Genomic DNA, 25,187 nt, shown 5'->3' with positions numbered 1-25,187 from the left:
TCAGCTGTACTGCTTTCCGCGTTGCGACGCTGTGCCTGCGGCGCGCTGTTCACCGCCCTTACCATGTGATGCAACGCCTGCCCGCGGCGACGGCGCGCCCCTCGGCGCCCGCCCGGCGGCATCGATTCCCGTCGCCCGGCGTACGCGCCGGGCCCGGCCGGCACACCGGCCGATCCGCCTGGAGAAAAACGCATGGAGCCCTGCACCCGCCGCGACGATCCGACCGGCAGCACCGCGTGTCATGTGACGCGTCATCGTGCCGGCGAAACGCGCGACACCGTCGATCGCGTCGTCGACGAAACGCCGGTTGCACTCGTGTTCAACGGCATCTCGCACACGGTCATGATGGCGACGCCGATCGACCTCGACGCGTTCGGGCTCGGCTTCGCACTGAGCGAAGGCATCGTCGAGCGCGCGTCCGACGTGTTCGACATCGAAAGCGAATGCCGGCCCGGCAGCGCCGAAGTGCGGCTCACCGTGTCGCAGCAGGCGTTCATGGCACTGAAGGCGCACCGCCGCGCGCTGGCCGGCCGCACGGGCTGCGGCGTATGCGGGATCGAAAGCATCGCGCAGCTCGACCTGCATCCGCCGCGCATCGATGCCGCCGGCGCGGCCGCCGGCATCGGCGCCGACGCGATCGCACGCGCCGCGCGTGCGTTGCCGGCCCGCCAGACGCTGATGCGCGAGACGGGCGGCATCCACGCGGCCGCGTGGTGCGACCGCGATGGCGCCGTGCTCGACGTGTTCGAGGACGTCGGCCGCCACAACGCGCTCGACAAGCTGATCGGCCGCCTCGCGCGGCGCCGCGCCGACCTGCGCGCGGGTTTCGTGTTCCTGTCGAGCCGCGCGAGCTACGAACTGGTGCGCAAGGCCGCGCGGGTCGGGATCCCGATGATCGCGACGATCTCCGCGCCGACGTCGCTGGCGATCGACGTCGCTCGCGAAGCCGGCGTGCGGCTGCTCGGCTTCTGCCGCAACGACGGCTTCGTCGAATACGTGTCGCCCGAGGCCGCCCATCCCGACCAACCGGCGCTTTCGCAAGCGCATCCGGCTCTCTCGTCATGAAACAACTGATCGATTTCGACACCGCGCAGCAGCATTTCGCCGGCGCGTTCGCACCGCTTGCTGCGGCCACCTCTGTTCCGGTGACAGACGCGGCCGGCCACGTGCTGGCCGCGCCGCTAACCGCCGTGCTCGACCAGCCGCCGGCCGACCAGAGTGCGATGGACGGCTACGCCGTGCGTCACGCGGATCTTGCGCACGGCGAGCCGCTGCGCGTCGCGCAGCGCTGCTATGCGGGCGACACGCCCGCGCCGCTGGCCGCGCGCACGGCCGCACGCATCTTCACCGGCAGCCTGATTCCGGCCGGTGCCGATACAGTCGTAATGCAGGAGCATGCGCACGAACAGGACGGCTGGGTCGCATTCGACGCGCCGCAGCGCAGCGGCTCGCACATCCGCCGCCGGGGCGAGGAAGTGCGTGCCGGCGACCTGCTCGTGCCGGCCGGCGTGCGGATGGGCGCGATGCACGTCGGCGTGGCCGCCGCGCAAGGTTTCGCGCGCATCGACGTGCGCCCGGCGCTGCGCGTCGGCATCCTGACGACCGGCGACGAACTCGTCGCGTGCGGCCAGCCGCGTACGCCGCAGCAGATCTACAACAGCAATGCGCCGATGCTCGCCGCGCTGGTATCGGGAACCGGTGCCGGCGTTGCAATGAGCCTGTACGCGGCCGATACGGCGCCCGCCGTCGATCGCGCGCTGCGCGACCTGCACGCGTGTTGCGATCTGGTGATCTGCGTCGGCGGCGCGTCGGTCGGCGACAAGGACCTGCTGCGCCCCGCGCTGGCCGCGCTCGGCGCATCGTTCGTCGTCGGCGGCGTGCGCATGAAACCCGGCAAGCCGGTCGCGCTCGCGCGGCTCGACGCGCGGCCCGTGGTGCTGCTGCCCGGCAATCCGGGCGCCGCGATGACCGCGTTCGCGCTGTTCGTCGCGCCGCTGATCCGCTGCCTGCAGAGGCGCGACGCGTGCGTGCCGACCGTGCCGTCGCTGCCGATCGACATCGACTTCGAGCCGGATGCGCAGCGCGAGCGCTTCGTGCGCGTGCGTTGCACCATCGGCGCCGACGGCTCGGCCGTGCTCGACACGCTGCGGCAGCAAGGCGCCGGCACGCTGCAATCGCTCGTGCAGGCGAGCGGGCTCGCGCGGCTGCCGGCCGGGAAGCGCATCGCGCGCGGCGACGCGGTACCGTACTACGAATTCGCGCACTGGCTAGCATGATCGCGACGCCTGATAGCCGCCCGATACTGAGCATTCGCCGCGCACCCCGCACGGCGAACTGTATTCCTGCAATTCGGGCGCGATTGTGTCCCTGCCGGAAAAGTCCGGCGGACTATGCTCACGATGAGGCTCGCCACGACCTGTGCGCCGATACGTCGGCACGCACGCGGCCGATCGGCGACGCCCCTCCGCTTACTTCATGCAGGCCGACGAACCGATCGTGAATGCCATCGTTTCCGCCGCGCCGGCCGCCGCCGCTTGCTCCGGCGGCGCATCGCCCGGCGCCTTCCCCCGCACGACCGACACGCTCGGCCGCCCGCTGCGCGACCTGCGCCTGTCCGTGATCGACCAGTGCAATTTCCGCTGCGGCTACTGCATGCCGCGCGAAAGCTTCGGCGCCGGCTACGCATTCATGCCGTCGTCCGAGCGGCTGTCGTTCGCGCAACTGGAAAAGATCGCACGCGCGTTCACGTCGCTCGGTGTCGAGAAAATCCGCATCACCGGCGGCGAGCCGCTGCTGCGCCGCAATCTCGAAGCGCTGATCGAACGGCTGGCCGCACTGACGACCGTCGACGGCAAGCCCGTCGAAATCGCGCTGACGACCAACGGTTCGCTGCTCGCCGCGAAAGCACGCGCGCTGCGCGACGCGGGGCTGTCGCGCGTGACCGTCAGCCTCGATGCGCTCGACGACGCTGTATTCCGCCGGATGAGCGACGCCGACGTGCCCGTGTCGCGCGTGCTGGCCGGCATCGAAGCCGCGCATGCGGCCGGGCTCGCGCCGGTCAAGGTCAACGCGGTGATCGAACGCGGCGCGAACGACGACCAGATCCTGCCGCTCGTGCGTCACTTCCGGCATACCGGCGTGGCCGTGCGCTTCATCGAATACATGGACGTCGGCGGCGCGAGCTTCTGGTCCGGCGACAAGGTCGTGCCGGCCGCGCGCATGCGCGAGCTGATCGACGAGCACTATCCGCTCGTGCTCGTCGGCGAACCGGGGCACGACGCGACCGCAATCCGTTGCGCGCACATCGATGGTGCCGGCGAGGTCGGCTTCATCGCGAGCGTGTCGCATCCGTTCTGCGGCACCTGCTCGCGCGCACGCGTGTCGGCCGACGGCAAGCTTTATACATGCCTGTTCGCAACCCAGGGCACCGACCTGCGGCCGTGGCTCGACGATGCGACGCCGGTCGACACGCTCGCCGCCGCCGTGCGCGATCGCTGGACGCGGCGCGACGACCGCTATTCCGAGCGCCGGGCCGCACGGCCGGCCCGCGCGCCGGGCAAGACCTATCCGACCGTGCGCATGTCGCTCGTCGGCGGCTGACGGGCCGCCGCGCGATACAGGACGCACCGCCTACAGGAGAACCGTGATGACGAGCTTCACCGAATCCCGCGCCGGGCTGCCGGACGATCCGCTGCGCGCCGGCAGTCATTCCCATCCCGCCGACACGACCGAACCGCACACCGAGCCGCCGCCGGCAATTTCTGCCGGCTTCGAAGTGCGCGTGCAGTACGCTGCGATCGACGCAGGTGCCGAGCTAGCACCGATCGTTCGCAATCCGAATGTCGGCGCGGTCGTGAATTTCCTCGGTGTCGTGCGCAACGAAGGCGACGTCGACGACGTCGTCGCGCTCGAGGTCGAGCACTACCCGACGATGACCGAACAGGCCCTGTGGAGCATCGTCGAGGAAGCCAGCGCGCGCTGGCGGCTCGAAGCGGTCAGGATCGTGCACCGCGTCGGGCGCATCCCGCTCGGCCAGGCGGTCGTGCTGGTCGTGGTGGCTGCCGCGCATCGCGGGTCCGCGTTCGATGCGTGCGAATTCCTGATGGACTTCCTGAAGACCCACGCACCGTTCTGGAAGAAGGAGATCCGCCACGACGGCGAATCGGGCTGGGTCGAGGCGAAGGTGCACGACGACCAGGCGATGCGGCGCTGGGGCTGACCGCGCGCGCCTCACGTTTTCCGATTCCGCCGATTCCGATTCCACTCAAGACATCGCGATGAAACTGACGATCAAATACTTTGCAAGCATTCGCGAGCAACTCGATACCGACGAGGAAATCGTCGAGATCGATGCGCACGAACTTACCGTCGATGCGTTGCGCAGCACGCTGGCCGCGCGCGACGCGCGCAGCGCGGAAGCGTTGCGGATGGACCGGCCCGTGCGGGCGGCCGTGAATCTCGAGATGGTGACGGGCGGCTTCGTCGTGCGGGAAGATAGCGAAGTGGCGTTTTTTCCGCCGGTGACGGGCGGGTGACATGATGAGGAGCCGCAATCCGTCGTGACGTCGGTCGCCCCGTGCAGCACACGTCCGAGGGTGTTGACAGTTACCGCCGGGCGGTTGGCGTCGCGACGCTGCTGAAGGATTACGGCGTGCCCGGCGTGTTCACCGGGATCACGGTGTTCATGCTCCTGGTGGCCGTGATCATCGGCGCGTTCGGTCCGAGGACCAATGGCCTGCGGCTCGAAGAACTCAATCGCTGAGGCAGGCGACACGCGAGGTTCGCCGGGTGGCGGATGCATGCTGCACTGTCCGGACGAACTCCAACGCCATCGACGCTCACGCAACTGCAATCTTCAATGCCGACGCGTCGGCGCTCGGCCAGGAGCGTTCATTCCGGTGCCTTGCCGTTCTGACGTTCGGATGTCGGTCGTGTCCTGCGGATTCACCCCGTCGACAGCGAAATAGCCGGAAGCCGTTGTCATCAGTCGAACTTGATCAAGTCCTTGAAGATCAGATGACCCCAGCTTTTCCCGCGCGCATGCACAAGCAGTCCACCTTCCGAAAGCCCGCCAAGTTTGATTGGCGCGAAACCGAGATTTTCCGCAAGCTCGCCAATCTTCGCTGCGGCGCCGTCATCGTCGCTCGCGAGAAACACGACTCTCCTGCCACCGTGGACGGCCGGATCCTGATCAAGGACGGCCGCGACCAGATGGTTGAAGCCTTTCACCAGCCTGGCTCCGGTGAACACCTTCGCGACGAAGGCGGAGGACGGGAGACCGCTCAGTTCCTCGAGCGGGGCCTGCGTGTTCATCGCGTCGACGATGGTCTTCCCCGTCCAGTCGGGCAGTGCTTTTGCGACCTCCGGGTGCGACTCGAAACGAACCGCCAAAAAGATGATGTCCGCCTTGACGGCTTCGGTCAGGGTTTTGGGAATAATCGTGGGTCCGATCGCGGCTGCCTCGGCTGCAAAGCTTTTCGGGTCGCGCGTGGTTGCAACGGCCACTTCGATACCGTTGCGGGCGAACGCCTTGGCAAGTGCGTGGCCAATCTTGCCGAAGCCAATGATTGCGTAACTCATATGTTTCTCCTTCGTTTCCCGGCGCGGTCAGAGCTTGTAGCCGCCACTTGCTTCGATCGTTTGGCCGGTCACCCAATGGCCGTCATCGGAGGCCAGGAACGTTACGACGGCGGCGATTTCCGACGGCTCGCCAAAGCGGCCCAGCGCGATTTGGGCCTCGGCCGCCTTGACGAGCTCGGGATTCTCCCGCAAATCGGCGTTCGCATCCGTTCGCGTGAAGCCCGGCGCTACGGCGTTCGCGGTGATGCCACGCGGCCCCAGCTCGATTGCGAGCGTATGGGTCAGGGTGTTGATGGCCGCTTTCGCCATCGAGTAGACGGGCGCAGCCGTCACGGGCTTCGTTGCGGCAGCGGAAGAGATGTTGATGATGCGTCCACCATCGGCGAGACGATCGAGAGCGGCCTGAATGATGAAGAAGGGTGCGCGGGCGTAGACCGCCATCAGGGTGTCCCAACTCTCCGGCGTCGCGTCCTTGAAGCCAACCCAGCCGGAATTGCCAGCGTTGTTGACCAGAATGTCGAGGGCCTTGCTTCCGTTCCGCTTGGTGAACTCGTCGTCAAGTCTCTCGAACAACGCCGGGACGGTCGCCGGGTCGACGAGATCCGCATGGATCGCGAACGCGGTGCCTCCCGCTTTCTCGATGGCCGCGACCACCTCGTCCGCGCCGGATTTGCTGGCGTTGTAGGTCAGCGCAACCATCGCACCGTCCTTTGCAAGACGTTCGGCGATGGCGCGGCCAATGCCCCGCGATGCCCCGGTAACGAGAGCTGTTTTGCCCTTTAGAGATTGTGTCATTGCGTTTTTTCCTCAGAGTTGTGCGAGGCCACCGTCAACGGCGATCTCGCTGGCGGTCATGAAGCTGCTGTCCGACGACGCAAGAAAGGCGGCCACCGCCCCGATCTCCGCCGGATCGGCCATACGCTGGAGCGGATTGAGCGAAGCGAAGACCTTCATGCCTTCCTCGCCCAGCGCTTCCTTTGCGAGTTCGGTCGCGGTCGGCCCAGGGGACAGCACGTTCACCCGGATACCGGTGCCTTTCAGGTCCTCTGCCCAGGTCCGTGCGAGGTTGCGCACGGCCGCCTTGCTCGCGCTGTAGGCGCTGAACGCCGGGGCGCCCGTGGTGCCGGCGCTCGATCCGGTCAGGATGATCGAACCGCCCTGGCCCATCAGAGGTAGCGCCTTCTGGACCGTGAAGATCGAACCCTTCACGTTGGTGTCGAAGATTTCGTCGATGTGCCCGGCGGTAATCTTGCCGAGTGGCAGCTGGCTTCCCACCCCGGCATTGGCGAAGACGACGTCGAGGGTTCCGCGCTCGGCCTTCACCGCCGCGTAGAGCCGGTCGAGGTCGGCCAGGTCGGAGACCGAGCCCTTCACTGCGCGGGCATTGGGCCCGAGGTCGGCCACAGCGGCGTCGAGTGCTTCCTGCCGGCGGCCGAAGATGAAGACGAAGGCGCCCTCCTCTATGAAGCGCTTTGCCGCGGCGCGGCCGATGCCGGTAGCGCCTCCGGTGATCACCGCGGTCTTTCCATTCAGTCTGTTCATGCCCTGCATCCTTCGAAACAAAAGCGACAAACCGATTCTGAGGCCCTTGATTCATAAAGACAATTGACTGAATATGTATGAATACCATCTACTTTCCAGATAGATATATGTTGGACAACGTCACCATCAATCAACTTCGGGCATTCGTCGCCGTGTGTGACCAGGGGAGCTTTTCCGGAGCGGCACGGCAGCTAAGGCGTGCACAGTCGGCGATCAGTCATGCGATCAGCTCGCTCGAGAGCGCCTTTGATGTGGTGCTGTTCGAGCGCAACACTCGCAAAGCGACGCTGACGGCCGCGGGCCGCAGCCTCCTGCCTGACGCGCGTGGGGTAATCTCGCGCACCGAGGAAATGAAGATGCGTGCGGTTGCGATTGCTGAAGCCGGAGTCCCACAGGTCTCGGTTGCCGTGGATACCTATTTCCCACGTGCGCACCTGATCGAATGCCTGCGCACCTTGCAGGCGGACTTTCCAACGGTTGCAATCAATCTGCGCATGACAACCATGCAGGGTGGCGAGCGTTTGGTTCTCGAAGGCACGTGCGCATTGGCGGTGACGATCACGGACGTGCCGGAGCTGAGCCCCGGCACCATAGAACGGCAGCATCTATGTGACTCGCAAATGGTGACCGTCTGTGCACCGTCGCATCCGCTGGCCTCGATCGCGGGGCCAATCCCGCGGGAGGAATTTGGCCGGCACATCCAGCTTGTTGTAACGGACAATCAGCCCGATGCGGAAAAGACACAACAGGGGGTCGCCAGCGAACGCCAGTGGTGGGTGAATGACCTCGGCGCGAAGCACGATCTGCTCAGGGGAGGCTTGTGCTGGGGCCACATGCCGCGCCATATGGTCGATGAAGACCTCGCGAAGGGAACGCTCGTCGAACTCCAACGGCGCGCATGGCACATGCGTCCTCTCACCTTCATGATCTCGCTGCGGCGCGGGTACTCTATTTCCGAATGCGAGGCACGACTCGTTGAGCTTCTAGGCGATCGCCAGAACTGCCCGAAGGATGCTACCCAGAGCCCGGTCTTGCACAAAACCAAAAAAGCCAGAAAGCCCGCCAAGCGTGAGGAGCAACCAGTGCGGCCTGTCGCTCCTCGGCGGACGTCCGCCAAGTAGATGGCCGGAAGTCCGCTTTCTGGAATCCTCGATGGCAGCAATGCTTGGAATCGAGCCCGTCGGATCCTCGAGAATCAACCGGCGGAAACGGGTTGTCCTGAGCCGGCCGCCGTTGGGCTCTGTGCGGCCATTTTGAGCCGTTCAGCGGAAGCTTTCGCGGGTCCGCTCAAAGCTCAACATCAGACGGTCGCCGGTCGCACTCAGAGCTTGCCGTCCACCCTTAGAGACGGTTTCAAAAAGAGCCCGTGGGCCTGTTAACTTTCGCGGCGAGCTGTTAACCTCAGACATCGGAACAACCGAGGCCGAGGAGATGGGCAAGCCGATCATCGACGACGATTGTGGACACTGATCGAGCCGTTACTGCCGCCATCCAAGCCGCGGCGCGAGAAGAACCCGGGCCGCCTGCCTGTTTCGAATCGCGCCGCGCTGACCGGCATCTTGTTCGTTCTCAAGACCGGACTACGCTGGCGTGACCTGCCTGCCGAGATGGGTTGCGGCTCGGGCGTGACATGTTGGCGGCGGCTGCGCGACTGGCAGGCGGCCGGTGTGTGGGACCGCTTGCACGAGCTGCTACTCGCGAAGCTGCGAGCAGCAGACCAGATCGACTTCTCGCGAGCCGCTGTCGATTCGTCATCGATTCGCGCCGTTGGGGCGGGCCAAAAACTGGGCCAAACCCTACCGATCGCGCTCGACCCGGTTCGAAGCACCACATCGTCACCGATGCCAACGGCACGCCGCTTGCCGCGATCCTGACCGACGCGAACGTCAACGACGTCGCGCAATTGCTGCCGCTGATCGACGCGATTCCACCGATTCGCGGATTGCGCGGCCACCCACTGCAGAGACCGCGTGTGGTCTACGCCGACCGCGGATACGACTCCGAGCGACATCGAAAAGCGTTGCGCAATCGTGGTATCGAACCGGTGATTGCCAAGCGTCGTACCGAACACGGCAGCGGCCTTGGAAAATATCGCTGGGTCGTTGAACGCACGCATGCTTGGCTGCATCACTTCCGTCGCCTCCGTATTCGTTTCGAACGCCGTGCCGACATTCACGGCGCGTTCCTCAAACTCGGTTGCTGCCTGATCTGCTGGAATACCCTTCGACGTACCGATCGGAATATTTGAAAACAACTGCAAGATTGGTGAAAGCGGGGCGGGATTGAGATTATAATTTCCGCCGACCCGGAGGGTATTTAAATGAAAAAAATTCATCCGTTTATATTATTTTTGATTTTTTTATTCGGCTGCGTCAATGCGCCTGTCATTCAATCGCCCAGCCAGCTTGCGGCAACTCACGGTTATGTATACGTTTCCATCCCAAAAGGGAGTGCGAGCGATAGTGTACAACTGGAGTCTCTGAAAGACAATTCCACTTTTTTGCTGCAGCCGCACCCGGGCATTGATTCGTATGGGGCGGGGCTTTGGATTCCGGCCGGCGAGTATCGGCTGGCGAAATGGAAAAATTACAATCTGATAGATTATCCAAAAATAGAAGTTCAGCGAGGCCGGATAACTGACCTTGGTGGCTTGATTCAATTGTCGATTGGGGGATATAAATTTGTGGTGCTCCCGGTTAGGCATAGGGAATTTGTTGAAAACTTAAATTCCATCGCAAATGAATATCAATCGGTTTTGATGTCGAAATATCCGATCGAATGGGAGGTTCAGAAAGTGCCCGCGCCCATTGAAACCATATATCCCCTTACGGGGCTTGGCTTGCTGGCCGACTTATTGATGGATTATGAACGGCACGTCAACAGGCCAGCCATAAGCAAGCAACTTGTCGACACGCGGGCGGCGAATGATTTCTTTCAGTTATGGAAAACTGCAGCTCCGCCATTGACTCGGAAATTTGAACACGACGCATCTGGCAACCTGTACTACGGTGCGGATATGGGTCAAATTCGGATCAGAGGCCCTCAGGGGAACTGGAGATCGCTGGATACAGGCTCGCTCCACGAAGTAACTGCCGTCAAGGTAGACGGCAAAGCACTTCTGGCCGGATTCGACAACGGTGTTATTCGTGTCACCGAAGTTGGGCGGGGGGACTGGAAAATTCTTGCCGCCATGGGAAGTGATGCCAGAATCGTGGATATCGATCGAAAAGCCAACCGATGGTTCGTGGCGGTGGCACGAGGCGTGGTAAATGGTCCTGTCTGGAAGGAGATAAATAATATCGAAATCTATCAATCTGGCGAGAATGATTTGCGGGATCTGGTCAAGATAAAGCAAATTGGCGACGGAAAAGGACTCAAGGCAATTAATGCGTTTCCCGGGCAGATTGAGTCAACCGGCGATTTCTACTATGTTGGCACCCCGTCTCAACTATTAAGACTAAATTTGTCCACGATGGCGTGGACCCCAGTTACCCCGCCCACCGAAATGACCGGCTTTCACGCATCATCTGCATCCGGAGTGCTGACCGCTTATCATGCTCAAGGCGCTTTTTCCAAGTTGTACTTGTCAAGCGACAATGGTGAAACTTGGTTGAAATACAATACTCCGCCGTACGTTTTCTCGGATATTCGGTTTGATAATCTCAGTGAGGGAAGAGCGGTGCGTTGGAATACAGGAGCATTTAGCTCGGATATTGAATTAAGGGAATTCGATCGTCAGAGCGGTTCGTGGAAAACGCTTACGGAAGCGCCGCATGGCTGCCGGCGCATGTTGCCGGACACGAGCGGCACGCCAAGATTTTGCATAACGGCAGCCGGCAGTATTCTCAGCTATATAGATTCAAAGTGGTCGGTTGAATACGCTGCAGACTAGCAGGCTGCTGAAACAGGGGGGCTGGTCAGCGAAGCGCGCTTCGGGAAACAAAGCGTCAGCGGACTCTTCTTCCGCTGTCGCTTGGTGGGAGGTAGTGACAGATCGATCAGCATCCAGGATTCGCCGTTGATGATCGGCTTGCCCATCTCCCCGGCCCCGGTTGTTCCAATGCCAGAGGCTAACAGCTCGCCGCGGACGTCGAGCCCAAAACAGCATTTTGAAACCGTCTCTTAAACAGCAACCGCGAACAGCTATCTGAGAAACTGGCTTCGCCTATGTCGAAGCGCGCCGACATCCACGGACAAGCGGCTCAGATCACGCAGTCGGAACGGTTCCGCCGTCGATGACGTACTCGGTGCCGGTGATGGCGCTGGCGCGTGCGGAGACAAGGAAACCGATGAGTTCTGCCACTTCCCGGGGAGAGCATGGCCGGCCAAGAGGAATGCCGCCGAGCGAATCCATGATGACTTTCCGAGCGCCGTCCGTGTCGATGCCGTTCTGCTCGGCAATTCTGGCGACGAGATTCTCGGCGGCATCCGTTGCGACCCAGCCCGGGGAGACACGTACGACCCGAACGCCTTTCGGACTGACTTCCTTGGACAAGGCTTTGCTGTAGTTCGACAGAGCAGCCTTGGCGGCGGCATAGGCAATCGTGGCTTCCGGCAACGGCAATTGCCGCTGGATTGACGTAACGTGGACGATGACGCCCGAGCGCTGCTCGACCATTAAGGGTAGCAGCGCGCGATCGATGCGTACTGCCGGGAACAGGTTCAGGTTCAATGCCTTGTTCCATTCGTCGTCGTCGAGCACCCTGAAGCCACCCGCCGGCGCAGACGAGCCACCGGCCACGTGCACGATGATATCGACGCCGCCGAGCCGGTCGAGCACGGCGTCGACAACGGTTTTACATCCTTCGGCCGTCGCGATGTCCGCACCGATGAAGCTTTCTTCGGCAAGTTCATCAGGACGAGAACGTGCAGTCGCGAGGACGTTCGCGCCCGCCTCGCAAAGGTGCGCGACAACGGCTTTGCCTACGCCTTTGGTCCCGCCTGTAACAAGTGCCCGAAGGCCTTGAAGTTCGAATGTAGCGCTCATCAGCGAATCTCCAGAGACGCGATCTTGCCGTCGGCCAAGACAAACGTGTAGGTCAGTTCGAGCGGGCTACCGGGGAAGGAACCGGTGAGCCTGGCGCGCATCGTGACGACGGCGCCATTCTGGGACAAGTCCAACGGCTCGACGCGGTACTGGTACTTGGCTTTGCTGTCTTTCTTCCAGGCCTGGATTGCTTCGAGCCCCTTGATCGTGCGTCCCTCGTCGTGCACAACGGCATCCGAAGCGAAGCAGTGGACGAGAGGCGCGGTGTCGTTATTGGCCTCCGCGTTCAGATAGACATCCAGCGGCGACGGCAAGGTCACGTTCATCATACTTTCCCTGAAGATCATGGCTTCAAGTTCCAATGATGTCGCTATACTTACCGCATCGCAAGAACGCACTAAAAAGTAAGTAAGTCGTGCCTAACCGAAAAGCCTACACTCCCACGACCGCCGCGATCGATGTCGAGGCCGCATTCAAGCTTCTGGAAGGACGCTGGAAGCTGGTCATCCTGTTTCACCTGTTCGGTGGCCAGGTGCGACGATTTTCGGACCTCGAGAAGCTGATCCCCGGCATCACGCAAAAGATGCTTGCCCAACAGCTACGCCGCCTCGAAGAAGACGGCATTGTGACGCGCACGGTCTATCATGAGGTGCCACCAAAGGTGGACTATCGCCTGACTGACTGGGGACAGGCGCTGTGCCCGGCACTGGATGCGATCCTGAAATGGGCGGAGTGCCGTCAAGACTTTCCATCGGCTCCGTCGAGCGTGCGTGCCCGAGGCTGACCAACCTGTTTTATGTATTCGGATTCTGTGGGGCGTCGATGATGGCCGACGAATCAAAGGCCGACGCTTTATCAGCGGTCGTCTCATGCGGCGCCGGGAGCGGACGGTGGTAGAACCTGTCCGAGCGGCTCGATAGGCTCGGCAAGCAACACCCACGAGTATCCACGAAGACCCAAGAAAAAGCCGGCACCAGGCCGGCTTCGTCGTTGAAGCGCAAGAGACAACCCACGCCCCTTCACCGCATGCACGCCGCGGCCAGCTTCCCGACCGCGATCACCGCCTGCTCGATCTCCGGCGACCATGGGCTGCTGTAGTTCAACCGAATGAAGTTCCGGTAGCTGTCGGTAATCGAAAACATGTAGCCCGGCCCGATCGTGATCCCCTGCTCCAGCGCGAGCTGGTACAGCCGCATCGCATCGACCTGCGCCGGCAGTTCGACCCACAGCACGTACCCGCCCGCCGGGCTCGAGATGCGCGTGCCCTCCGGAAAGAACCGCGACACCATCGCGCGCATCAGGTTCGCCTGCTGCGCGTACGCCTTGCGGATCCGCCTCAGGTGATGCTCGTACCCATCGCGCTCGAGAAACTCGGCGATCGCGAGTTGCGGCAACGACGGCGTCGCGAGCGTGTTCAGGAATTTCAGCTTCTCGACCTGATCGCGATAACGGCCCGGCAACGCCCAGCCGATCCGGTACGCAGCCGTCAGGCTCTTCGAGAACGACGAGCAATGCAGCACGATCCCGCTGCGGTCGTACGACTTCAGCGAACTCGGATGCGTATCGCCGAAATACAGTTCGTTATACACACCGTTCTCGATGATCGGCATGCCGGACTTCGTTGCGAACTCAACCAGCTCGCGCTTGCGCTCGTCGGGCATCTGAAAGCCGAGCGGGTTCTGGAAGTTCGGCATCACCATGCACGCCGCGATCGGCTGCGACTTCGCGATCGCGGCCAGCGCGGCGATGTCGATCCCGCATTCCGGATGCGTCGCGACCTCGATCGCCTTCATCCCCATCCGCTCGATCGCGTGCAGCATCGCGTAGAACGTCGGCGACTCCACCGCGATCGTGTCGCCCGGCTTCGCCACCGCCTGCAGGCACAGGTTGATCGCCTCCGTCGCGCCGACCGTCACGATGATCTCGTTCGGGTCCACCGACATCCCGTTTTCCAGGTAACGACGCGCGATCTGCCGGATCAGCCGCGGATGGCCGGGCGGCAGCCCGTCCGTCACGCCCCACAGCGACTTGTCGCGGCCGGCCGCATACGCATAGCGGTTCAGCTTCTCGAACGGGAACAGGCTCGGGTCCGGATACGGCGAGCCGAGCGGCACCGCGTCGTCGGTGCCGATCGAGCGCAGCGTCGACAGCACGAGTCGGCTCACGTCCACCGACGACGAGATCGCGATCGGCTTCGACGGCCGCAACTCGCGCACCGGCGCGTGGCTGTCGTCGCGGCGCAGGTTCACGAAATAACCCGACTGCGGGCGGCTTTCCAGCAGCCCGCGGCTTTCGAGCAGCAGGTATGCATGCAGCACGGTCGTGATGCTGATCCGGTGCTGCTGGCTGGCCTGCCGCACCGACGGAATCCGGTCGCCGTGCCGGTACACGCCCTGGCGGATCAGGCGCTCGATATCGTCCGCGAGTTTTTCATAGAGCTTCATCGCGCGCCTCCCGTCGGCATGCGCCGCCGCGCCGCCATGCTGTGCGCGTCCGACACGCGCGTGTTCCACCCGCCGACCGGGCCGTCGTGATTCCTGATCCTTCCCTCCGGTTTTGCCTTTTCCATCACACTGGCTCTCTCTTGAAGATGCGCCGGCAGGGTTCCGGTACGACAGGATCTGCGGCACTGTGCACTTGATGATGGAATCTTAAAAGCAGAACAGTCAGCGACGAGTACACACATCGATCGCGCGAACAAGAGTACAGTTCGGCGCGAATCGCGCATGGCGGGAGAACTGTACGTCTTATGAAATTCCCGGGCGGCCTGAAGCCTTGCGCTGCGCCGCCGGCGCCAGAACGACGCGGCCGGCCACCTCGGCGTCAGCGAGTCGTTCATGGTCAAGGCCGAACGCGGCGCCGACACCGTGCGGTGGGCAAGGTGTTCCAGGTCCTGCAGGGGCTCGGCGTACGGATCGTCGTCTACCTCCCCAATGCGAGCGACGAACTGCTCGAACGCGAACCGGCGAGGTCGATCGCGTCGTGTTCTCGGAAGTGGCGCGCGCGGTCGACCTGCTCGTCAGCGTGTCCGCGTTCGCGCTCGACGACGACGCGACACGCGCGGCAGCCGCCGCCGTGCTCTCCGTCGACCCGATCCGCCAGCGCGAAATCGAAGCGGAACGCTGGCAGCGCCTGAACCGGCTGTCGGATTTGCCGCTGGGTGTGATGGCGCGGCATCGCAAGCACGTGCTGTCGCTCGTGTTCGCCGACGCGATTGCGCAAGGAAGGATGACGATCGACGAACGCCACGTGCGCGTCGGCACGTGGTCGGTGCATTGCGCGACCGGCCGCGTGACGCGCGACGGCGAACCCGTCGAACCCGTGACCGAGCCGTCGCCGTCGCCGCTGCGCGCGGTGCCGTGGCTGCCTTACGACGAAGCGCTGCTGCAGCGGATCGTCGACGTCGTCGCGGGCCTGCTCGACTGAGCGCCCGCCGTCAGATCGAGCCGAACAGCGCGCGCGGCCGGTCCTTCAGCGTGCCGGACAAAATCCGCAGCCCGTTGACGAGCTCGTCGCGCGTGGCCGGGCACGCGAGGTTGATGCGCACGCCGTGCTCGATTTCCGCGCGGTCGACCGCGAACGTCGACGACGGCATCACGATCACGCCCCGCGCCTTCGCGTTCGCGGCGAAGTCGTCGGCACGCCACGGCGGCGGCAGCCGCAGCCACACGAACATGCAAGCAGGGTCGGACTTCAACTGCCCGGCCGGCAGCAGTTCCCGCGCGAGATCGACGCGCGCGCGGATCTCCGCGAGTTGCGAGGCCATGATCCGCTCGGCGGTGCCGTCCTCGATCCATACCGTCGCGATCAGCATCGACGTGGGCGCCGGCATCCATGCGGTCGTGCGTACCGCTTCCGCGCACAGCGCGACGCTGTCGCGCGGGCAGCTCAGGTAGCCGAGGCGCAGCCCCGGCGCGAGGACCTTCGACGTCGCGCCGATATGGAACGTCAGCTCGGGGCACAGCCCCGCGATCGCCGGCAGCCGGTCGCGCACGAGCGGGCCGTACACATCGTCCTCGATGATCGTCACGTGATGGCGCCGCGCGATGTCGACGAGCGCCATCCGGCGCGCGAGGCTCATCGTCGTCACCGTCGGGTTCTGCAGGTTCGGCACGACGAAGATCGCCTTGACCGGCATGCGCTGGCAGATCCGTTCGATCTCGTCGGGCAGCAGGCCGTCGTCGTCGGCCGGCGCGCTGACGATCTCGAACTGGAACACCGGCGCAAGCGCCTTGAGCCCGTAATACGTGAGGCGATCGGCAACGATCACGCCGTCGGTGCCGATCAGGCTGTTCAGCACCGCGTACAGCCCGTGCTGCGCGCCGCTCGTGACGACCACCTGGTCGCGCGACGGCGTGAAGCCGGGCGCGGCAAGCCACTGCGCGCCGGCCGCGCGTGCCCAGTCGGGCCCCTGCGGCGGCTGGTATTCCTGCAGCGCGGCGAAACGCGGGTCGTTCGGCAGCGTGCCGAACGTCTGCGCGAGGCTCGCGAGAAACTCGCCGGTCGCCGGGCGGTTCACGGTCAGGTCGATCACGCCGTTGCCCGCCGCGAGCGCCGCACGGGCCGGCGCGATGCTCGGCATCGCGCCGCCGGTGACGAGCGAGCCGCGGCGCTTGCTGCCGATCACGAGGCCGCGCAGCTGCAGTTCCTTGTACGCGCGGGACACGGTCGACACGTTGATGCCGAGCTCGGTCGCGAGCTGGCGCTGCGGCGGCAGGCGGCTGCCCGGCGGATACGTGCCGTTGCGGATTTCCTCCTCGATCGAGCTCGATACCTCGACATAAGTCGGCCGCTTCGCCTGCACCGGCGCACCGCCGTCGCGCTCGCCGGAAAGTTTGTCTGATGCCATTTATCGCCTGTGACCACACAAAAAGCGTTTGTCTGCCATTTTGGCTTGCCCAGCGATTGTATATGACATCCCCTCCCCGTCAAACGTCAGCGGAAAAGTCTGTTGAATCAGCCAGTTGAAATAGGGTAAACACTAACGCCACACAATCTCATTTTGATTGCACACAAAAAATTACTGTGTGATTCTTTATCTCAACTTTGTGTGAACCATGTGTGCCGGAGGGAATGCGTCATGGCGAACGTCGCCATCGTGGGTGCAGGCTTCATCGGGCTCGGCGCGGCGGCATGGCTGCAGCGCGACGGGCATCGCGTGACGCTGTTCGATCCGGCCGGCGTCGGCCACGGCGCGTCGTTCGGCAACGCCGCGACGTTCGCGCCGTACGGCTGCGTGCCGGTGAACGGCCCATCCGTGTTCCGCGACATCCCGCACTTCCTGTTCGCGGCCGACAGCCCGCTGCGCATCCGCTGGCCGTACCTGCTGCGCGGTGCGCCGTGGCTCGCGCGGTTCCTGCTCGCATCGACGCCCGCGCGTCACGCACGCAGCGCGAGCGCGCTGGCCGCGCTGCTGTCGCGCGCCGCCGACGGCTATGCGCCGCTGCTCTCCACCGCGCGGCTCGCGGCGTTCGTGCGGCCGCGCGAATGCCTGTACCTGTATGCGCGGCAGGCGTCGTTCGATGCCGCGCAGCCGTCGCTCGCGCTGCGGCGCCGGCTCGGCGTGCCGTTCGAGTTGCTCGACGCGAACGCGATCCGCCGGCTCGAGCCCGCGCTCGCGCCGATCTTCGAGCGCGGCGTGCTGTTCGTCGGAAGCTGGTTTTTCTCCGATCCGCACGGGTTTCTCGGCGAACTGTTCGCGCATCTCGCAACCGGCGGCGCGACGCTCGAACGCGAGCGCGTCGAGCGGATCGAGCCCGTCGGCGACGGCGTGAACGTGCACGCGGGCGGCTCGGTGCGCACCTTCGATCACGTCGTCATTGCCGCGGGCGCCCGCTCGCGTGAATTCGCGGCTGCGTGCGGCGACGCCGTGCCGCTCGATACCGAGCGCGGTTATCACGTGCAGTTCGCCGCGCATGAGCAGATCGTCACGCGGCCGGTCGGCTGGGCCGAACGCGGTTTCTACATGACGCCGCTCGACGAAGGGCTGCGCGCGGCCGGCACCGTCGAACTCGGCGGCTTCGACGCGCCGATGAACCGCTCGCTCGTCGCACTGCTCACGCGTTCGGCACGCGAGGCGCTGCCGTCGCTCGGCGCGCCGACGCGCAGCTGGCTCGGCTTCCGGCCGACGCTGCCGGATGGCGTGCCCGTGATCGGCTGCGCGCGGCGCAGCGCGCGCGTGATCCACGCATTCGGTCATCAGCATCTCGGCGTGACGCTCGCCGGCATCACCGGGTGGATCGTCGCCGACCTCGTCGCCCAGCGCGCACCGCCGCTGGACCTCACGCCATACCGGGCCGCGCGATTCTGACGCGCGCCGCGATTTCAACCACTGCAAGGAGGCATCCATCATGAATCGTCGTAACTGGCTGGTTTGGCTGGCCGTCTGCTCGATCGGCGCGGTCACGGTGTCCGCGCAGGCCGCGGACCCCGAAACCATCAAGATCGGCTTCGCCGGCCCGCTGACGGGGCCCGTCGCGCGCGTCGGCAAGGACCTGCAATACGGTGCGCAGCTCGCGCTCGACGAGGAAAACGCGAAGCATCCGACCATCGGCGGCAAGCCGGTGCGCTTCGTGCTCGACGTGCAGGACGACCAGGCCGATCCGCGCATCGCGATCCAGGTCGCGCAGAAGCTCGTCGACGACGGCGTGGCCGGCGTGATCGGCCACTACAACTCGGGCTGCAGCATTCCCGCATCGGCCGTCTACCGGCAGGCGAACGTCGCGATGATCACGCCCGGCTCGACCAATCCGCAACTGACGATGCAGGGTTTCAAGAACGTGTTCCGCACGATGGGGCACGACGGCATCGGCGGCGTGGTGGCCGGCCGCTTCGCGGTCGAGCAGCTGAAGGCGAAGCGGATCGGCATCATCGACGATCGCACCGCGTTCGGCCAGGGGCTTGCCGACGCGTTCGAGAAAGGCGTGAAGGACGCGCACGGCAGCGTCGTCGGCCGCGAATACACGAACGACAAGGCCGTCGACTTCCGCGGCATCCTGACGACGATGAAGAGCAACAACGTCGACCTGCTGTTCTTCGGCGGGCTCGACGAACAGGGCGCGATGCTCGTCAAGCAAATGCGCTCGCTCGGCATCCGCGCGCAACTGTTCGGCGCCGGCGCGCTGAAAAGCAATGCATTCCTGAAGATCGCCGGCAATTCGGGCGAAGGCACGCAGGATCTCGAACCGGGCCCCGCGCTCGACAAGCTGCCGTCCGCCGTCGCGTTCGCGCAGCGCTACAAGGCGCGCTTCAACCAGGACGTCGAGCTGTATGCGCCGTTCGCGTACGACGCGGCGCTCGCGATGATCGCGGCGATCCGCAAGGCCGATTCGGTCGATCGCGCCAAGATCGTCGCGAGCCTGTCGGGCGTGTCGGTCACCGGCGTGACCGGGAAGATCTCGTTCGACGAGCGCGGCGACCTGATCAAGCCGCCCTACACGCTGTTCCGCGTCGAACAGGGACAGTGGCGCAGTATCCGCACGGTCGGCGGCGCGTCGAACTGAGCGGCAGGACAGCGGACGGCGTCGCCTACCGCGCCGCCTGCTGCCGCTGTATCTCCTGCGCTTTCATCTGCAGATACGCGCCCTTTTCCACTTCGTGCAGTTGCTGCGGATACTGCTCGGTCGCGTCGAACCAGCGCGCGAGGCGCTGGTCGAGCGGCTTGTCGAGCGTCGCGAGATACGTGTCGATCGCGAGGTAGTAGCGCATCGTGTTGCGCTCCAGCAGCCCGCGCACGCCGCCGATGTACTGCGGCTGCGCGGCCGATGCGCCGCTGGCGGCCGTAAACCCGACCTTGTCGCTGCCGACCGTCGCGAGGTAGGTCTTCATCGCCATCCGGCCGACCGTGCCGAAGCCGTACGAATAAGTGAGATGCAGGAACGTGCGCGACGCGCCGACCGGCACGGCCTCCAGCGCGATCCGGTAATCCTTCGTGCCCATCGGGCCGCTGTCGGCGGTCAGGTCGACCTGGAAGTAGTCGGGCGTCGCGGCCGCCACGCGATAGCGGAACTGCAGGCGATAGGTATCCGGCAGCTTCTGCTGGATCTTGCGGCCGACGTTCATGTCGAGCACCGGGCCGTTGCCGTCGCTCGATGCGCGACAGTACTTCGTGTTCAGGTGCAGGATCAGCACCGCGCACCAGTTCGCCGGGCCTTGCGCGGAATCGTTGAACTGGCCGTTCACGACCGCGAACGGATAGTCGACCACCGCATAGATGTCGCCCTTCAGCGACGACGACGCCTCCGACGATTCGAGGGTCAGCGGCCGGTGAAACGCGTTGTCCTTCAGTTGCGCGCCGAGGCTGTGGTAGCGGTCGAGCAGCGCCACCGCGCCGCCTGCGCCTTCCGCGCCGAACGCCAGCGCGCTCCAGCCGACACAAACGGCCGCGACGAGCGCGTGCCAGGCGCGGCGGGCAAGCTGCGCGCCGCGCGGATGTCCGGATGTCTCCATTCTTGTGCTCCCTCCGGGCGCGCGGTGGTCGCACGCATGTGTCACAGAATACGCCTGCGCGCTGCACGACGTGGCGCGTCGCGCATGCCCGCTATCGGCTTCGCTTCACCGGCACCGGCAACTGCGCCGCGGTGATCCGGATCAGCGCCGACAGCCATTCGCGGTCGTCCCAGCGATCGCCGGCGATGACGAGGTGCGGCTTCGCGCCCGGATACGGCGGGCCTTCTTCGCAGGTGCCGAGAAACGCGCGGCCTTCGGGTGTCGGCTTGACGAACAGCCGGTCGTCGCAGACGAGCGCGACCATCTTGCCGTCGCAATAGATGCCGTATTCGCCGAACATCTTGCGGGCCGATACCGTGCCGGCCGCCGCCATCTGCTCGACGATGAAATCGACCGTGCCCTGGCTCGATGCCATTCGCTGCTCCTGGTGAAAATGTGTATGACCGCAGTGTGCGCCGGACCGTTCCGTCTTGTCGGCGGATACGCTGCGGTGCGTCATTCATTCGCAGACGGGAAACGCGCCCAACCATCGACCGCCGTCGTCGCATGTGCGTTGCCTGCCAACACCTTCCGACTCGCCTACTTGTCGGCCGCAAACGCACTCGACATCTGCCGCGCCCGCTTCACATCGTCGCCATGCAGATAAATCGACGTCGTCGAAATCGACGCATGCCGCAAGTTGTCTCGCACGGTCGTCAACTCCGCGCCGCGCGCAAGCGCGTGCGTCGCATGCGTATGACGCATCCAGTGCGGGCTCGCCTGCCGCAGCTTCTGCGCGAGCGCCGGGTTATCGGCATCGACGACCTCGGCCGTCTGCGCGAAAAAGCGCTGCATCACCTTCCACAGCCGCACGCTCGTGATCGCGGCCGCGCCGTCTTCCGCGAGGCTCGGGATCAGCGGCGTATCGGGCCGCCAGCGCACCGGCGTGACCGGCAGCCGGCGCGCGACCAGATGACGATCGAGCGCCGTGCGCGCCAGCGGCGGCAGCGCGACGCGTGCGGCCTTGCGTCCCTTGCCGATCACCTTCAGCCACGCGTCGCCGTGCGCGTCCGTCTCGATGTCGCCGAGCGTCGCGCCGACCAGCTCGCTCGCGCGCAGCCCGGTCGCATAGCCGAAATCGAGAATGAAGCGCAGCCGCTGCGCGGCGGCGAGCGTCCAGCCGGACGACGCGTCCGTGCGGAACTCGAGCCCGTCGGCGATCGTGCGGACCAGCAGCCACTCGCCTTCGGTGAACGCATGCGACGTGTCGAGTGCGTTCGGGCCGCGCGTGTCGCGCACCTTGACGCCCGCGAACGGATTCGCGAGCAGGTAGCGCTGCTCGATCAGCCAGCGGAACAGCGCGCCGAGCACCGACAGCGTATACGCCGCCGAACGCGCGGACAGCCCGCCCGAGAACGGCCGCCAGTCGGGCGCGCCGCGCGGCCGCACGGGCCCGACCCAGCGTTCGTGCGGCGTCGGGCGCCGCACGAACGCGCGATACGCGACCGCATCCTCGGTCGTCAGCGACGACAGCGCACGGCCGCGCTCGACGATCGCCCACAGGATCAGCCGCTCGGCCTCCTTCCGGTATGCGCGCCGCGTCGCAGCCGATTCGTGCAGAGACAGCCATGCGTGCACGGCCGCGTAATCGTTGTCCGCGTCGAGCGTGCTGGTCGCACGCGGCGCGCGGAACGTGCCGGCCGAACCGTCGACTTCGTGCGGCAGCTTCAACTGCTCCCACGGCACGATGCTGCTGCGCGGCGTCGCGGCGATCAGCGCGCGCGCCCGTTCGGTCAGGTCCGGATGCGCGGCAAAAAACGCCTCGATGCGCCGCGCACTGGCCATGCCGAGGCCAGGAATCGCGCTCCACCACTGGCGCCGGCGCGGAATCCGGACGGTCAGATCGGCCAGCGTCGCGATCCCGTGCGCACGCAGCGCGGCGACCGCGCGCGCGGGCAGCCACAGGCCGACGTCGTCGCTGATCTGCGGGACCGGCGCGCGCGCATGACGCAACATGCCGATCGCTTCGGTCGCGGCCTTCGCCTCCCGTACACGCTCACCGTCGGGATGACCGAGCCGTTCCGCGAGATCGGGCCGGCCAGCCAGCCGCGCGACACGCACGAGGCGGCGGCGAATGCCGCCGATCACGCCGCGCGCCGAACGCCCTGCGCCGAGCCGATCGGGCAGGTAGCGCTCGACGGCTTGGCGCACGGTCATGCCCGCGTACCACGCGCGCAGCGCGGCCAGTTCGTCGGCATCGGGAAAGCCTGCGGGCGCAGGCGCGGAATCGGAGGAAGGCGGTGAGGCGAGGCGCGGTTTCATGGGCGCCAGTTTGACAGAAGCGCGCGCGGCCGGAAACGTCGCGCGCGGCGTCCGGCGTGTCGATCGACGCGAGTACACGACACGTGCCTGTTATGCTGCGCACTGCATTCGCGCGTCACCCGTACGCCTCTTCCAAGCATCACGGTGCGGCGAGCGGACTCCGCATTGAATTGCAATGGACGATCCGGCATCCGCAGCCCGCTGTTTATCGAAGGTTGCGCAGGTTGTTCAGTGCATTCCCGGCCGTCGGTCTATAAAAACCCTTACATATAAGAACCGCAATTCCATGACATCACGCCTTCTCGCCGCGCTCGTTGCCGCGGCCTTGAGCTGCACCGCGCTGCCCGCCGCCCACGCGCGCACCTACGTCGCATCGACACAGTCGTTCGGAAAAGGCGCTCATGTTCACCAGTTCGTGCTGCGCGACCCCGTCACGCACCAGCCGCTGCCGAATGCGCGGTACCGGCTGTTCCTGCCTGGCCAGGTCATCGCGGGCCTGCCCGTCAAGCCGGACGAGCACGACAGCGTGATCTTCGGCGCGACCGACGCCGCCGGGCGCACCGTCAAGATCCGGCTGCCGAAGGTTCATCCGCAGAAGCAGTGGGTGTTCAACCCGATCGTCGGCGAAGGCGACATGGGCGAATCGTTCCGGCTGGTCGAGCCATTCGGCAACGAGCCGCTCGGCAAATTCCCGTATGTACTCGACGTGGAAAACGAATATCTGGCGTGCGGCTACTCGGATGCGAGCGGCTACACCTACTACGCGCAATCGCGCACGCCGCGGAACATCAGTCTTTATGCCGGGACGCTGGCCGGGTCCGCCGACGATGACTGGTGCGCGGGCCCGGGCGCGGCCATCGCGAACGGCGCGAGCGATCCCGGCGCGCCGGACCTGTACACGCAATACCTCGGCAGCCTGGTAGCCAACGGCAGCCGTATCAGCACCGAATTGCGGCAACAGATCGTCACCAAGCTGCTGTCGCTCGCGATCGCCGGGCACGACTCGAACCGGATCGCCGCCGTGCTCGATCTCGGCGAGATCCCCGACGACCGCCTGAACGACATCGGCTATCGGCTCGTCGACGCGGGTGTGGAAGTCGATCGCGGGCTCGCGATGATCGACGCGCATCTCGCGAAGTCACCGGACGATGCGTACGCGCTCGACAGCAAGGGCTGGGCGCTGTATCGCCTCGGCCGCAACGACGAAGCGCTCACGTGGTTCGACCGGTCGATTGCGATCTTCGCGAAGAACGGCGACGACAGCGACGCGCACGAAGCCTATGCCACCGGCCTGACGCACAAGGGCGAAGTGCTGTGGAAGCTGGGACGTCAGGATGAGGCGCGCGCTGCGTTCGCGCAGGCGCGGAAGATTCAGCCGAACAACGCGGAGCTGGAGGAAACGGCGAAGCGGCTGGAGATACAGATCGGGCAGGACGGCGCGAAGGCGCGGGAAACGGCGGGCGCGCAGGCGGAGTAACGGCGCCGGGCAGCGGCGCGAAGCGACGGGGCCGGTGCCGATGCGGCAACGGCTACCGCCGGCTTTTCGAAAAGCGGCCGCCGGACCTGTCGGGCCCGGTCGACCGGGAGACGCGGGCAAAACACGCCCGCGTCACTCCTCGCCTTTCACGCCCGGATTGAGCATCACGACGAAGCCGGCCACGCCGACGATCAACGCGATCGCGCCGCCACGCAGCGCCATCGCTTCATCGAACAGCAACCCCGTCACGACGGCCATCATCCCCGCAAGCGACACGAACACGGCGATCGCCGCGACGACGATCCGGTATTGGCGGCGTATCATCTCGCACCCGCCGCATTAGGCCGCGGCGGCGGCCGATACGTCGGCGTCGTCGCCGCGAATCAGCAGCACCGGGCATTTCGAGCCGCGCACGAAGCGCTCGGCGACGCTGCCGAGCAGCACGCGCCGGATGCCGCGCCGCCCGTGCGTGCCGACCACCGCGAGATCGATCCCGCGTTCCTTCACGTAGCGCTGCAGGCGTTCCGCAACGTCCTCGCCGATGCTCTCGGTCTCGACGAGTTCGGCCTCGCCCTTCGCGCCGGCGGCCGCGACGATCTGTTCGGCTTCGCGCAGCACCTTGAACCCGTCTTCACGGATTTCCTCGATGAGCGCATGCGGGTCGAACCGGCCCGCGTAAGTGAACAGCACCGACTTGTCGACCACATACACGACGCTGACGTGCGCGTCGCCCGCCCGTGCCATCTTCACTGCCTCGGCAAGCGCCTGTTTCGACGTAGCGCTGCCGTCGACGGCCACCATGATCTTCTCGTACATGCGAACCTCGCTGGGGTGAACTGCCGCGCACCGTAT

25 protein-coding genes and 1 pseudogene are annotated in these 25,187 nt (G+C 65.3%); 14 read left to right on the top strand and 12 right to left on the bottom strand.

Annotation, left to right across the window (positions count from 1 at the left end):
* Positions 1-192 precede the first annotated feature (192 nt).
* The 6 genes from fdhD (at position 193) to ACM6JT_RS32050 (ending at position 4,762) form a co-directional block, all read left to right on the top strand.
* Positions 193-1,065 carry a formate dehydrogenase accessory sulfurtransferase FdhD gene (gene fdhD, locus ACM6JT_RS32075; protein ID WP_414857938.1) on the top strand — a complete coding sequence of 291 codons (873 nt, stop codon included), beginning with the start codon at positions 193-195 and terminating at the stop codon, positions 1,063-1,065.
* Positions 1,062-2,276: a gephyrin-like molybdotransferase Glp gene (gene glp, locus ACM6JT_RS32070; RefSeq protein ID WP_414857937.1), complete on the top strand. Its 1,215-nt coding sequence runs from the start codon at positions 1,062-1,064 to the stop codon at positions 2,274-2,276. The genes fdhD and glp overlap by 4 nt, the downstream gene beginning before the upstream one ends.
* A gap of 199 nt (positions 2,277-2,475) precedes the next feature.
* The gene (gene moaA, locus ACM6JT_RS32065) at positions 2,476-3,600 is read left to right on the top strand and encodes a GTP 3',8-cyclase MoaA (RefSeq protein ID WP_414857936.1); all 1,125 of its coding nucleotides are present in this window, start codon (positions 2,476-2,478) and stop codon (positions 3,598-3,600) included.
* Between the two features lie 46 nt (positions 3,601-3,646).
* A complete protein-coding gene (locus tag ACM6JT_RS32060) occupies positions 3,647-4,219 on the top strand; it encodes a molybdenum cofactor biosynthesis protein MoaE (protein ID WP_414857935.1) in 573 nt (190 codons plus the stop codon).
* A gap of 58 nt (positions 4,220-4,277) precedes the next feature.
* On the top strand, positions 4,278-4,535 hold the full coding sequence (gene moaD / locus ACM6JT_RS32055; RefSeq protein ID WP_204492892.1) for a molybdopterin converting factor subunit 1: 258 nt from the start codon (positions 4,278-4,280) through the stop codon (positions 4,533-4,535).
* A 41-nt stretch (positions 4,536-4,576) separates the two neighbouring features.
* Positions 4,577-4,762: a hypothetical protein gene (locus ACM6JT_RS32050; RefSeq protein WP_414858022.1), complete on the top strand. Its 186-nt coding sequence runs from the start codon at positions 4,577-4,579 to the stop codon at positions 4,760-4,762.
* A gap of 221 nt (positions 4,763-4,983) precedes the next feature.
* Here ACM6JT_RS32050 and ACM6JT_RS32045 read toward each other — a convergent pair whose 3' ends face one another.
* The 3 genes from ACM6JT_RS32045 to ACM6JT_RS32035 are packed head-to-tail and all read right to left on the bottom strand — an operon-like array spanning position 4,984 to position 7,122.
* Positions 4,984-5,580 (bottom strand): NADPH-dependent F420 reductase, encoded by a 597-nt coding sequence (locus ACM6JT_RS32045; RefSeq protein ID WP_414857934.1) that lies wholly within the window; start codon positions 5,578-5,580, stop codon positions 4,984-4,986.
* 27 nt (positions 5,581-5,607) lie between these two features.
* A complete protein-coding gene (locus tag ACM6JT_RS32040; protein ID WP_034184523.1) occupies positions 5,608-6,375 on the bottom strand; it encodes an SDR family NAD(P)-dependent oxidoreductase in 768 nt (255 codons plus the stop codon).
* A 12-nt stretch (positions 6,376-6,387) separates the two neighbouring features.
* A complete protein-coding gene (locus ACM6JT_RS32035; RefSeq protein WP_414857933.1) occupies positions 6,388-7,122 on the bottom strand; it encodes an SDR family NAD(P)-dependent oxidoreductase in 735 nt (244 codons plus the stop codon).
* A 107-nt stretch (positions 7,123-7,229) separates the two neighbouring features.
* Between ACM6JT_RS32035 and ACM6JT_RS32030 the strand changes: the two genes are divergently transcribed.
* From ACM6JT_RS32030 to ACM6JT_RS32020, 3 genes and pseudogenes are all read left to right on the top strand, one after another.
* Positions 7,230-8,243 (top strand): LysR family transcriptional regulator, encoded by a 1,014-nt coding sequence (locus ACM6JT_RS32030; RefSeq protein WP_204492888.1) that lies wholly within the window; start codon positions 7,230-7,232, stop codon positions 8,241-8,243.
* A gap of 310 nt (positions 8,244-8,553) precedes the next feature.
* Positions 8,554-9,370 (top strand): annotated as a pseudogene (locus ACM6JT_RS32025) (IS5 family transposase).
* A gap of 72 nt (positions 9,371-9,442) precedes the next feature.
* A complete protein-coding gene (locus tag ACM6JT_RS32020) occupies positions 9,443-11,014 on the top strand; it encodes a hypothetical protein (protein ID WP_414857932.1) in 1,572 nt (523 codons plus the stop codon).
* 315 nt (positions 11,015-11,329) lie between these two features.
* Here ACM6JT_RS32020 and ACM6JT_RS32015 read toward each other — a convergent pair whose 3' ends face one another.
* Both ACM6JT_RS32015 and ACM6JT_RS32010 read right to left on the bottom strand, forming a co-directional pair.
* Positions 11,330-12,109: an SDR family oxidoreductase gene (locus ACM6JT_RS32015; protein ID WP_414857931.1), complete on the bottom strand. Its 780-nt coding sequence runs from the start codon at positions 12,107-12,109 to the stop codon at positions 11,330-11,332.
* The gene (locus ACM6JT_RS32010; RefSeq protein WP_414857930.1) at positions 12,109-12,435 is read right to left on the bottom strand and encodes a nuclear transport factor 2 family protein; all 327 of its coding nucleotides are present in this window, start codon (positions 12,433-12,435) and stop codon (positions 12,109-12,111) included. The genes ACM6JT_RS32015 and ACM6JT_RS32010 overlap by 1 nt, the downstream gene beginning before the upstream one ends.
* A gap of 89 nt (positions 12,436-12,524) precedes the next feature.
* On the opposite strand from ACM6JT_RS32010, the gene ACM6JT_RS32005 reads away from it, so the two are divergent.
* A complete protein-coding gene (locus ACM6JT_RS32005; RefSeq protein ID WP_279608089.1) occupies positions 12,525-12,893 on the top strand; it encodes a winged helix-turn-helix transcriptional regulator in 369 nt (122 codons plus the stop codon).
* 235 nt (positions 12,894-13,128) lie between these two features.
* Here the strand turns inward: ACM6JT_RS32005 and ACM6JT_RS32000 are convergent, their stop codons facing one another.
* Positions 13,129-14,553, bottom strand: coding sequence for a PLP-dependent aminotransferase family protein (locus ACM6JT_RS32000; protein WP_414857929.1), 1,425 nt, complete (start codon positions 14,551-14,553; stop codon positions 13,129-13,131).
* Between the two features lie 538 nt (positions 14,554-15,091).
* On the opposite strand from ACM6JT_RS32000, the gene ACM6JT_RS31995 reads away from it, so the two are divergent.
* On the top strand, positions 15,092-15,535 hold the full coding sequence (locus ACM6JT_RS31995) for a hypothetical protein (protein WP_414857928.1): 444 nt from the start codon (positions 15,092-15,094) through the stop codon (positions 15,533-15,535).
* A 10-nt stretch (positions 15,536-15,545) separates the two neighbouring features.
* On the opposite strand, the gene ACM6JT_RS31990 is transcribed toward ACM6JT_RS31995, so the two are convergent.
* The gene (locus tag ACM6JT_RS31990) at positions 15,546-16,958 is read right to left on the bottom strand and encodes a PLP-dependent aminotransferase family protein (protein WP_175748008.1); all 1,413 of its coding nucleotides are present in this window, start codon (positions 16,956-16,958) and stop codon (positions 15,546-15,548) included.
* Between the two features lie 231 nt (positions 16,959-17,189).
* On the opposite strand from ACM6JT_RS31990, the gene ACM6JT_RS31985 reads away from it, so the two are divergent.
* Positions 17,190-18,419, top strand: a complete 1,230-nt coding sequence (locus ACM6JT_RS31985) for an NAD(P)/FAD-dependent oxidoreductase (RefSeq protein WP_414857927.1) — start codon at positions 17,190-17,192, stop codon at positions 18,417-18,419.
* A gap of 40 nt (positions 18,420-18,459) precedes the next feature.
* Positions 18,460-19,611 (top strand): branched-chain amino acid ABC transporter substrate-binding protein, encoded by a 1,152-nt coding sequence (locus tag ACM6JT_RS31980; RefSeq protein ID WP_034184530.1) that lies wholly within the window; start codon positions 18,460-18,462, stop codon positions 19,609-19,611.
* 25 nt (positions 19,612-19,636) lie between these two features.
* Here the strand turns inward: ACM6JT_RS31980 and ACM6JT_RS31975 are convergent, their stop codons facing one another.
* The 3 genes from ACM6JT_RS31975 to ACM6JT_RS31965 all read right to left on the bottom strand — a co-directional run bounded on the left by ACM6JT_RS31975 (position 19,637) and on the right by ACM6JT_RS31965 (position 22,858).
* Positions 19,637-20,557 carry a hypothetical protein gene (locus tag ACM6JT_RS31975; protein WP_414857926.1) on the bottom strand — a complete coding sequence of 307 codons (921 nt, stop codon included), beginning with the start codon at positions 20,555-20,557 and terminating at the stop codon, positions 19,637-19,639.
* A gap of 91 nt (positions 20,558-20,648) precedes the next feature.
* Positions 20,649-20,972 carry a TfoX/Sxy family protein gene (locus ACM6JT_RS31970; RefSeq protein WP_414857925.1) on the bottom strand — a complete coding sequence of 108 codons (324 nt, stop codon included), beginning with the start codon at positions 20,970-20,972 and terminating at the stop codon, positions 20,649-20,651.
* A gap of 164 nt (positions 20,973-21,136) precedes the next feature.
* Complete coding sequence (locus tag ACM6JT_RS31965; RefSeq protein WP_414857924.1) at positions 21,137-22,858, bottom strand: phage integrase family protein; 1,722 nt, start codon at positions 22,856-22,858, stop codon at positions 21,137-21,139.
* A gap of 175 nt (positions 22,859-23,033) precedes the next feature.
* On the opposite strand from ACM6JT_RS31965, the gene ACM6JT_RS31960 reads away from it, so the two are divergent.
* Complete coding sequence (locus ACM6JT_RS31960) at positions 23,034-24,335, top strand: tetratricopeptide repeat protein (RefSeq protein ID WP_414857923.1); 1,302 nt, start codon at positions 23,034-23,036, stop codon at positions 24,333-24,335.
* Positions 24,336-24,467: 132 nt separating this feature from the next.
* On the opposite strand, the gene ACM6JT_RS31955 is transcribed toward ACM6JT_RS31960, so the two are convergent.
* Both ACM6JT_RS31955 and ACM6JT_RS31950 read right to left on the bottom strand, forming a co-directional pair.
* The gene (locus tag ACM6JT_RS31955) at positions 24,468-24,659 is read right to left on the bottom strand and encodes a DUF2964 family protein (RefSeq protein ID WP_034184541.1); all 192 of its coding nucleotides are present in this window, start codon (positions 24,657-24,659) and stop codon (positions 24,468-24,470) included.
* A 15-nt stretch (positions 24,660-24,674) separates the two neighbouring features.
* Positions 24,675-25,151 carry a universal stress protein gene (locus ACM6JT_RS31950; RefSeq protein WP_034184678.1) on the bottom strand — a complete coding sequence of 159 codons (477 nt, stop codon included), beginning with the start codon at positions 25,149-25,151 and terminating at the stop codon, positions 24,675-24,677.
* Between the last annotated feature and the right edge of the window lie 36 nt (positions 25,152-25,187).

It is taken from the genome of Burkholderia sp. IT-111MI5, from assembly GCF_949752865.1.
Classification (GTDB): domain Bacteria; phylum Pseudomonadota; class Gammaproteobacteria; order Burkholderiales; family Burkholderiaceae; genus Burkholderia; species Burkholderia pyrrocinia_C.
Note: the sequence above shows the minus strand (reverse complement) of the source record. Positions and strands in the feature narration are given on the sequence as shown.

Coding starts and splice junctions, on each gene's coding strand:
- fdhD (WP_414857938.1), top strand. CDS start 193: ATGGAGCCCTGCACCCGCCGCGACGATCCGACCGGCAGCACCGCGTGT.
- glp (WP_414857937.1), top strand. CDS start 1,062: ATGAAACAACTGATCGATTTCGACACCGCGCAGCAGCATTTCGCCGGC.
- moaA (WP_414857936.1), top strand. CDS start 2,476: ATGCAGGCCGACGAACCGATCGTGAATGCCATCGTTTCCGCCGCGCCG.
- ACM6JT_RS32060 (WP_414857935.1), top strand. CDS start 3,647: ATGACGAGCTTCACCGAATCCCGCGCCGGGCTGCCGGACGATCCGCTG.
- moaD (WP_204492892.1), top strand. CDS start 4,278: ATGAAACTGACGATCAAATACTTTGCAAGCATTCGCGAGCAACTCGAT.
- ACM6JT_RS32045 (WP_414857934.1), bottom strand. CDS start 5,580: ATGAGTTACGCAATCATTGGCTTCGGCAAGATTGGCCACGCACTTGCC.
- ACM6JT_RS32040 (WP_034184523.1), bottom strand. CDS start 6,375: ATGACACAATCTCTAAAGGGCAAAACAGCTCTCGTTACCGGGGCATCG.
- ACM6JT_RS32035 (WP_414857933.1), bottom strand. CDS start 7,122: ATGAACAGACTGAATGGAAAGACCGCGGTGATCACCGGAGGCGCTACC.
- ACM6JT_RS32030 (WP_204492888.1), top strand. CDS start 7,230: ATGTTGGACAACGTCACCATCAATCAACTTCGGGCATTCGTCGCCGTG.
- ACM6JT_RS32020 (WP_414857932.1), top strand. CDS start 9,443: ATGAAAAAAATTCATCCGTTTATATTATTTTTGATTTTTTTATTCGGC.
- ACM6JT_RS32015 (WP_414857931.1), bottom strand. CDS start 12,109: ATGAGCGCTACATTCGAACTTCAAGGCCTTCGGGCACTTGTTACAGGC.
- ACM6JT_RS32010 (WP_414857930.1), bottom strand. CDS start 12,435: ATGAACGTGACCTTGCCGTCGCCGCTGGATGTCTATCTGAACGCGGAG.
- ACM6JT_RS32000 (WP_414857929.1), bottom strand. CDS start 14,553: ATGAAGCTCTATGAAAAACTCGCGGACGATATCGAGCGCCTGATCCGC.
- ACM6JT_RS31990 (WP_175748008.1), bottom strand. CDS start 16,958: ATGGCATCAGACAAACTTTCCGGCGAGCGCGACGGCGGTGCGCCGGTG.
- ACM6JT_RS31985 (WP_414857927.1), top strand. CDS start 17,190: ATGGCGAACGTCGCCATCGTGGGTGCAGGCTTCATCGGGCTCGGCGCG.
- ACM6JT_RS31980 (WP_034184530.1), top strand. CDS start 18,460: ATGAATCGTCGTAACTGGCTGGTTTGGCTGGCCGTCTGCTCGATCGGC.
- ACM6JT_RS31975 (WP_414857926.1), bottom strand. CDS start 20,557: ATGGAGACATCCGGACATCCGCGCGGCGCGCAGCTTGCCCGCCGCGCC.
- ACM6JT_RS31970 (WP_414857925.1), bottom strand. CDS start 20,972: ATGGCATCGAGCCAGGGCACGGTCGATTTCATCGTCGAGCAGATGGCG.
- ACM6JT_RS31965 (WP_414857924.1), bottom strand. CDS start 22,858: ATGAAACCGCGCCTCGCCTCACCGCCTTCCTCCGATTCCGCGCCTGCG.
- ACM6JT_RS31960 (WP_414857923.1), top strand. CDS start 23,034: ATGGACGATCCGGCATCCGCAGCCCGCTGTTTATCGAAGGTTGCGCAG.
- ACM6JT_RS31955 (WP_034184541.1), bottom strand. CDS start 24,659: ATGATACGCCGCCAATACCGGATCGTCGTCGCGGCGATCGCCGTGTTC.
- ACM6JT_RS31950 (WP_034184678.1), bottom strand. CDS start 25,151: ATGTACGAGAAGATCATGGTGGCCGTCGACGGCAGCGCTACGTCGAAA.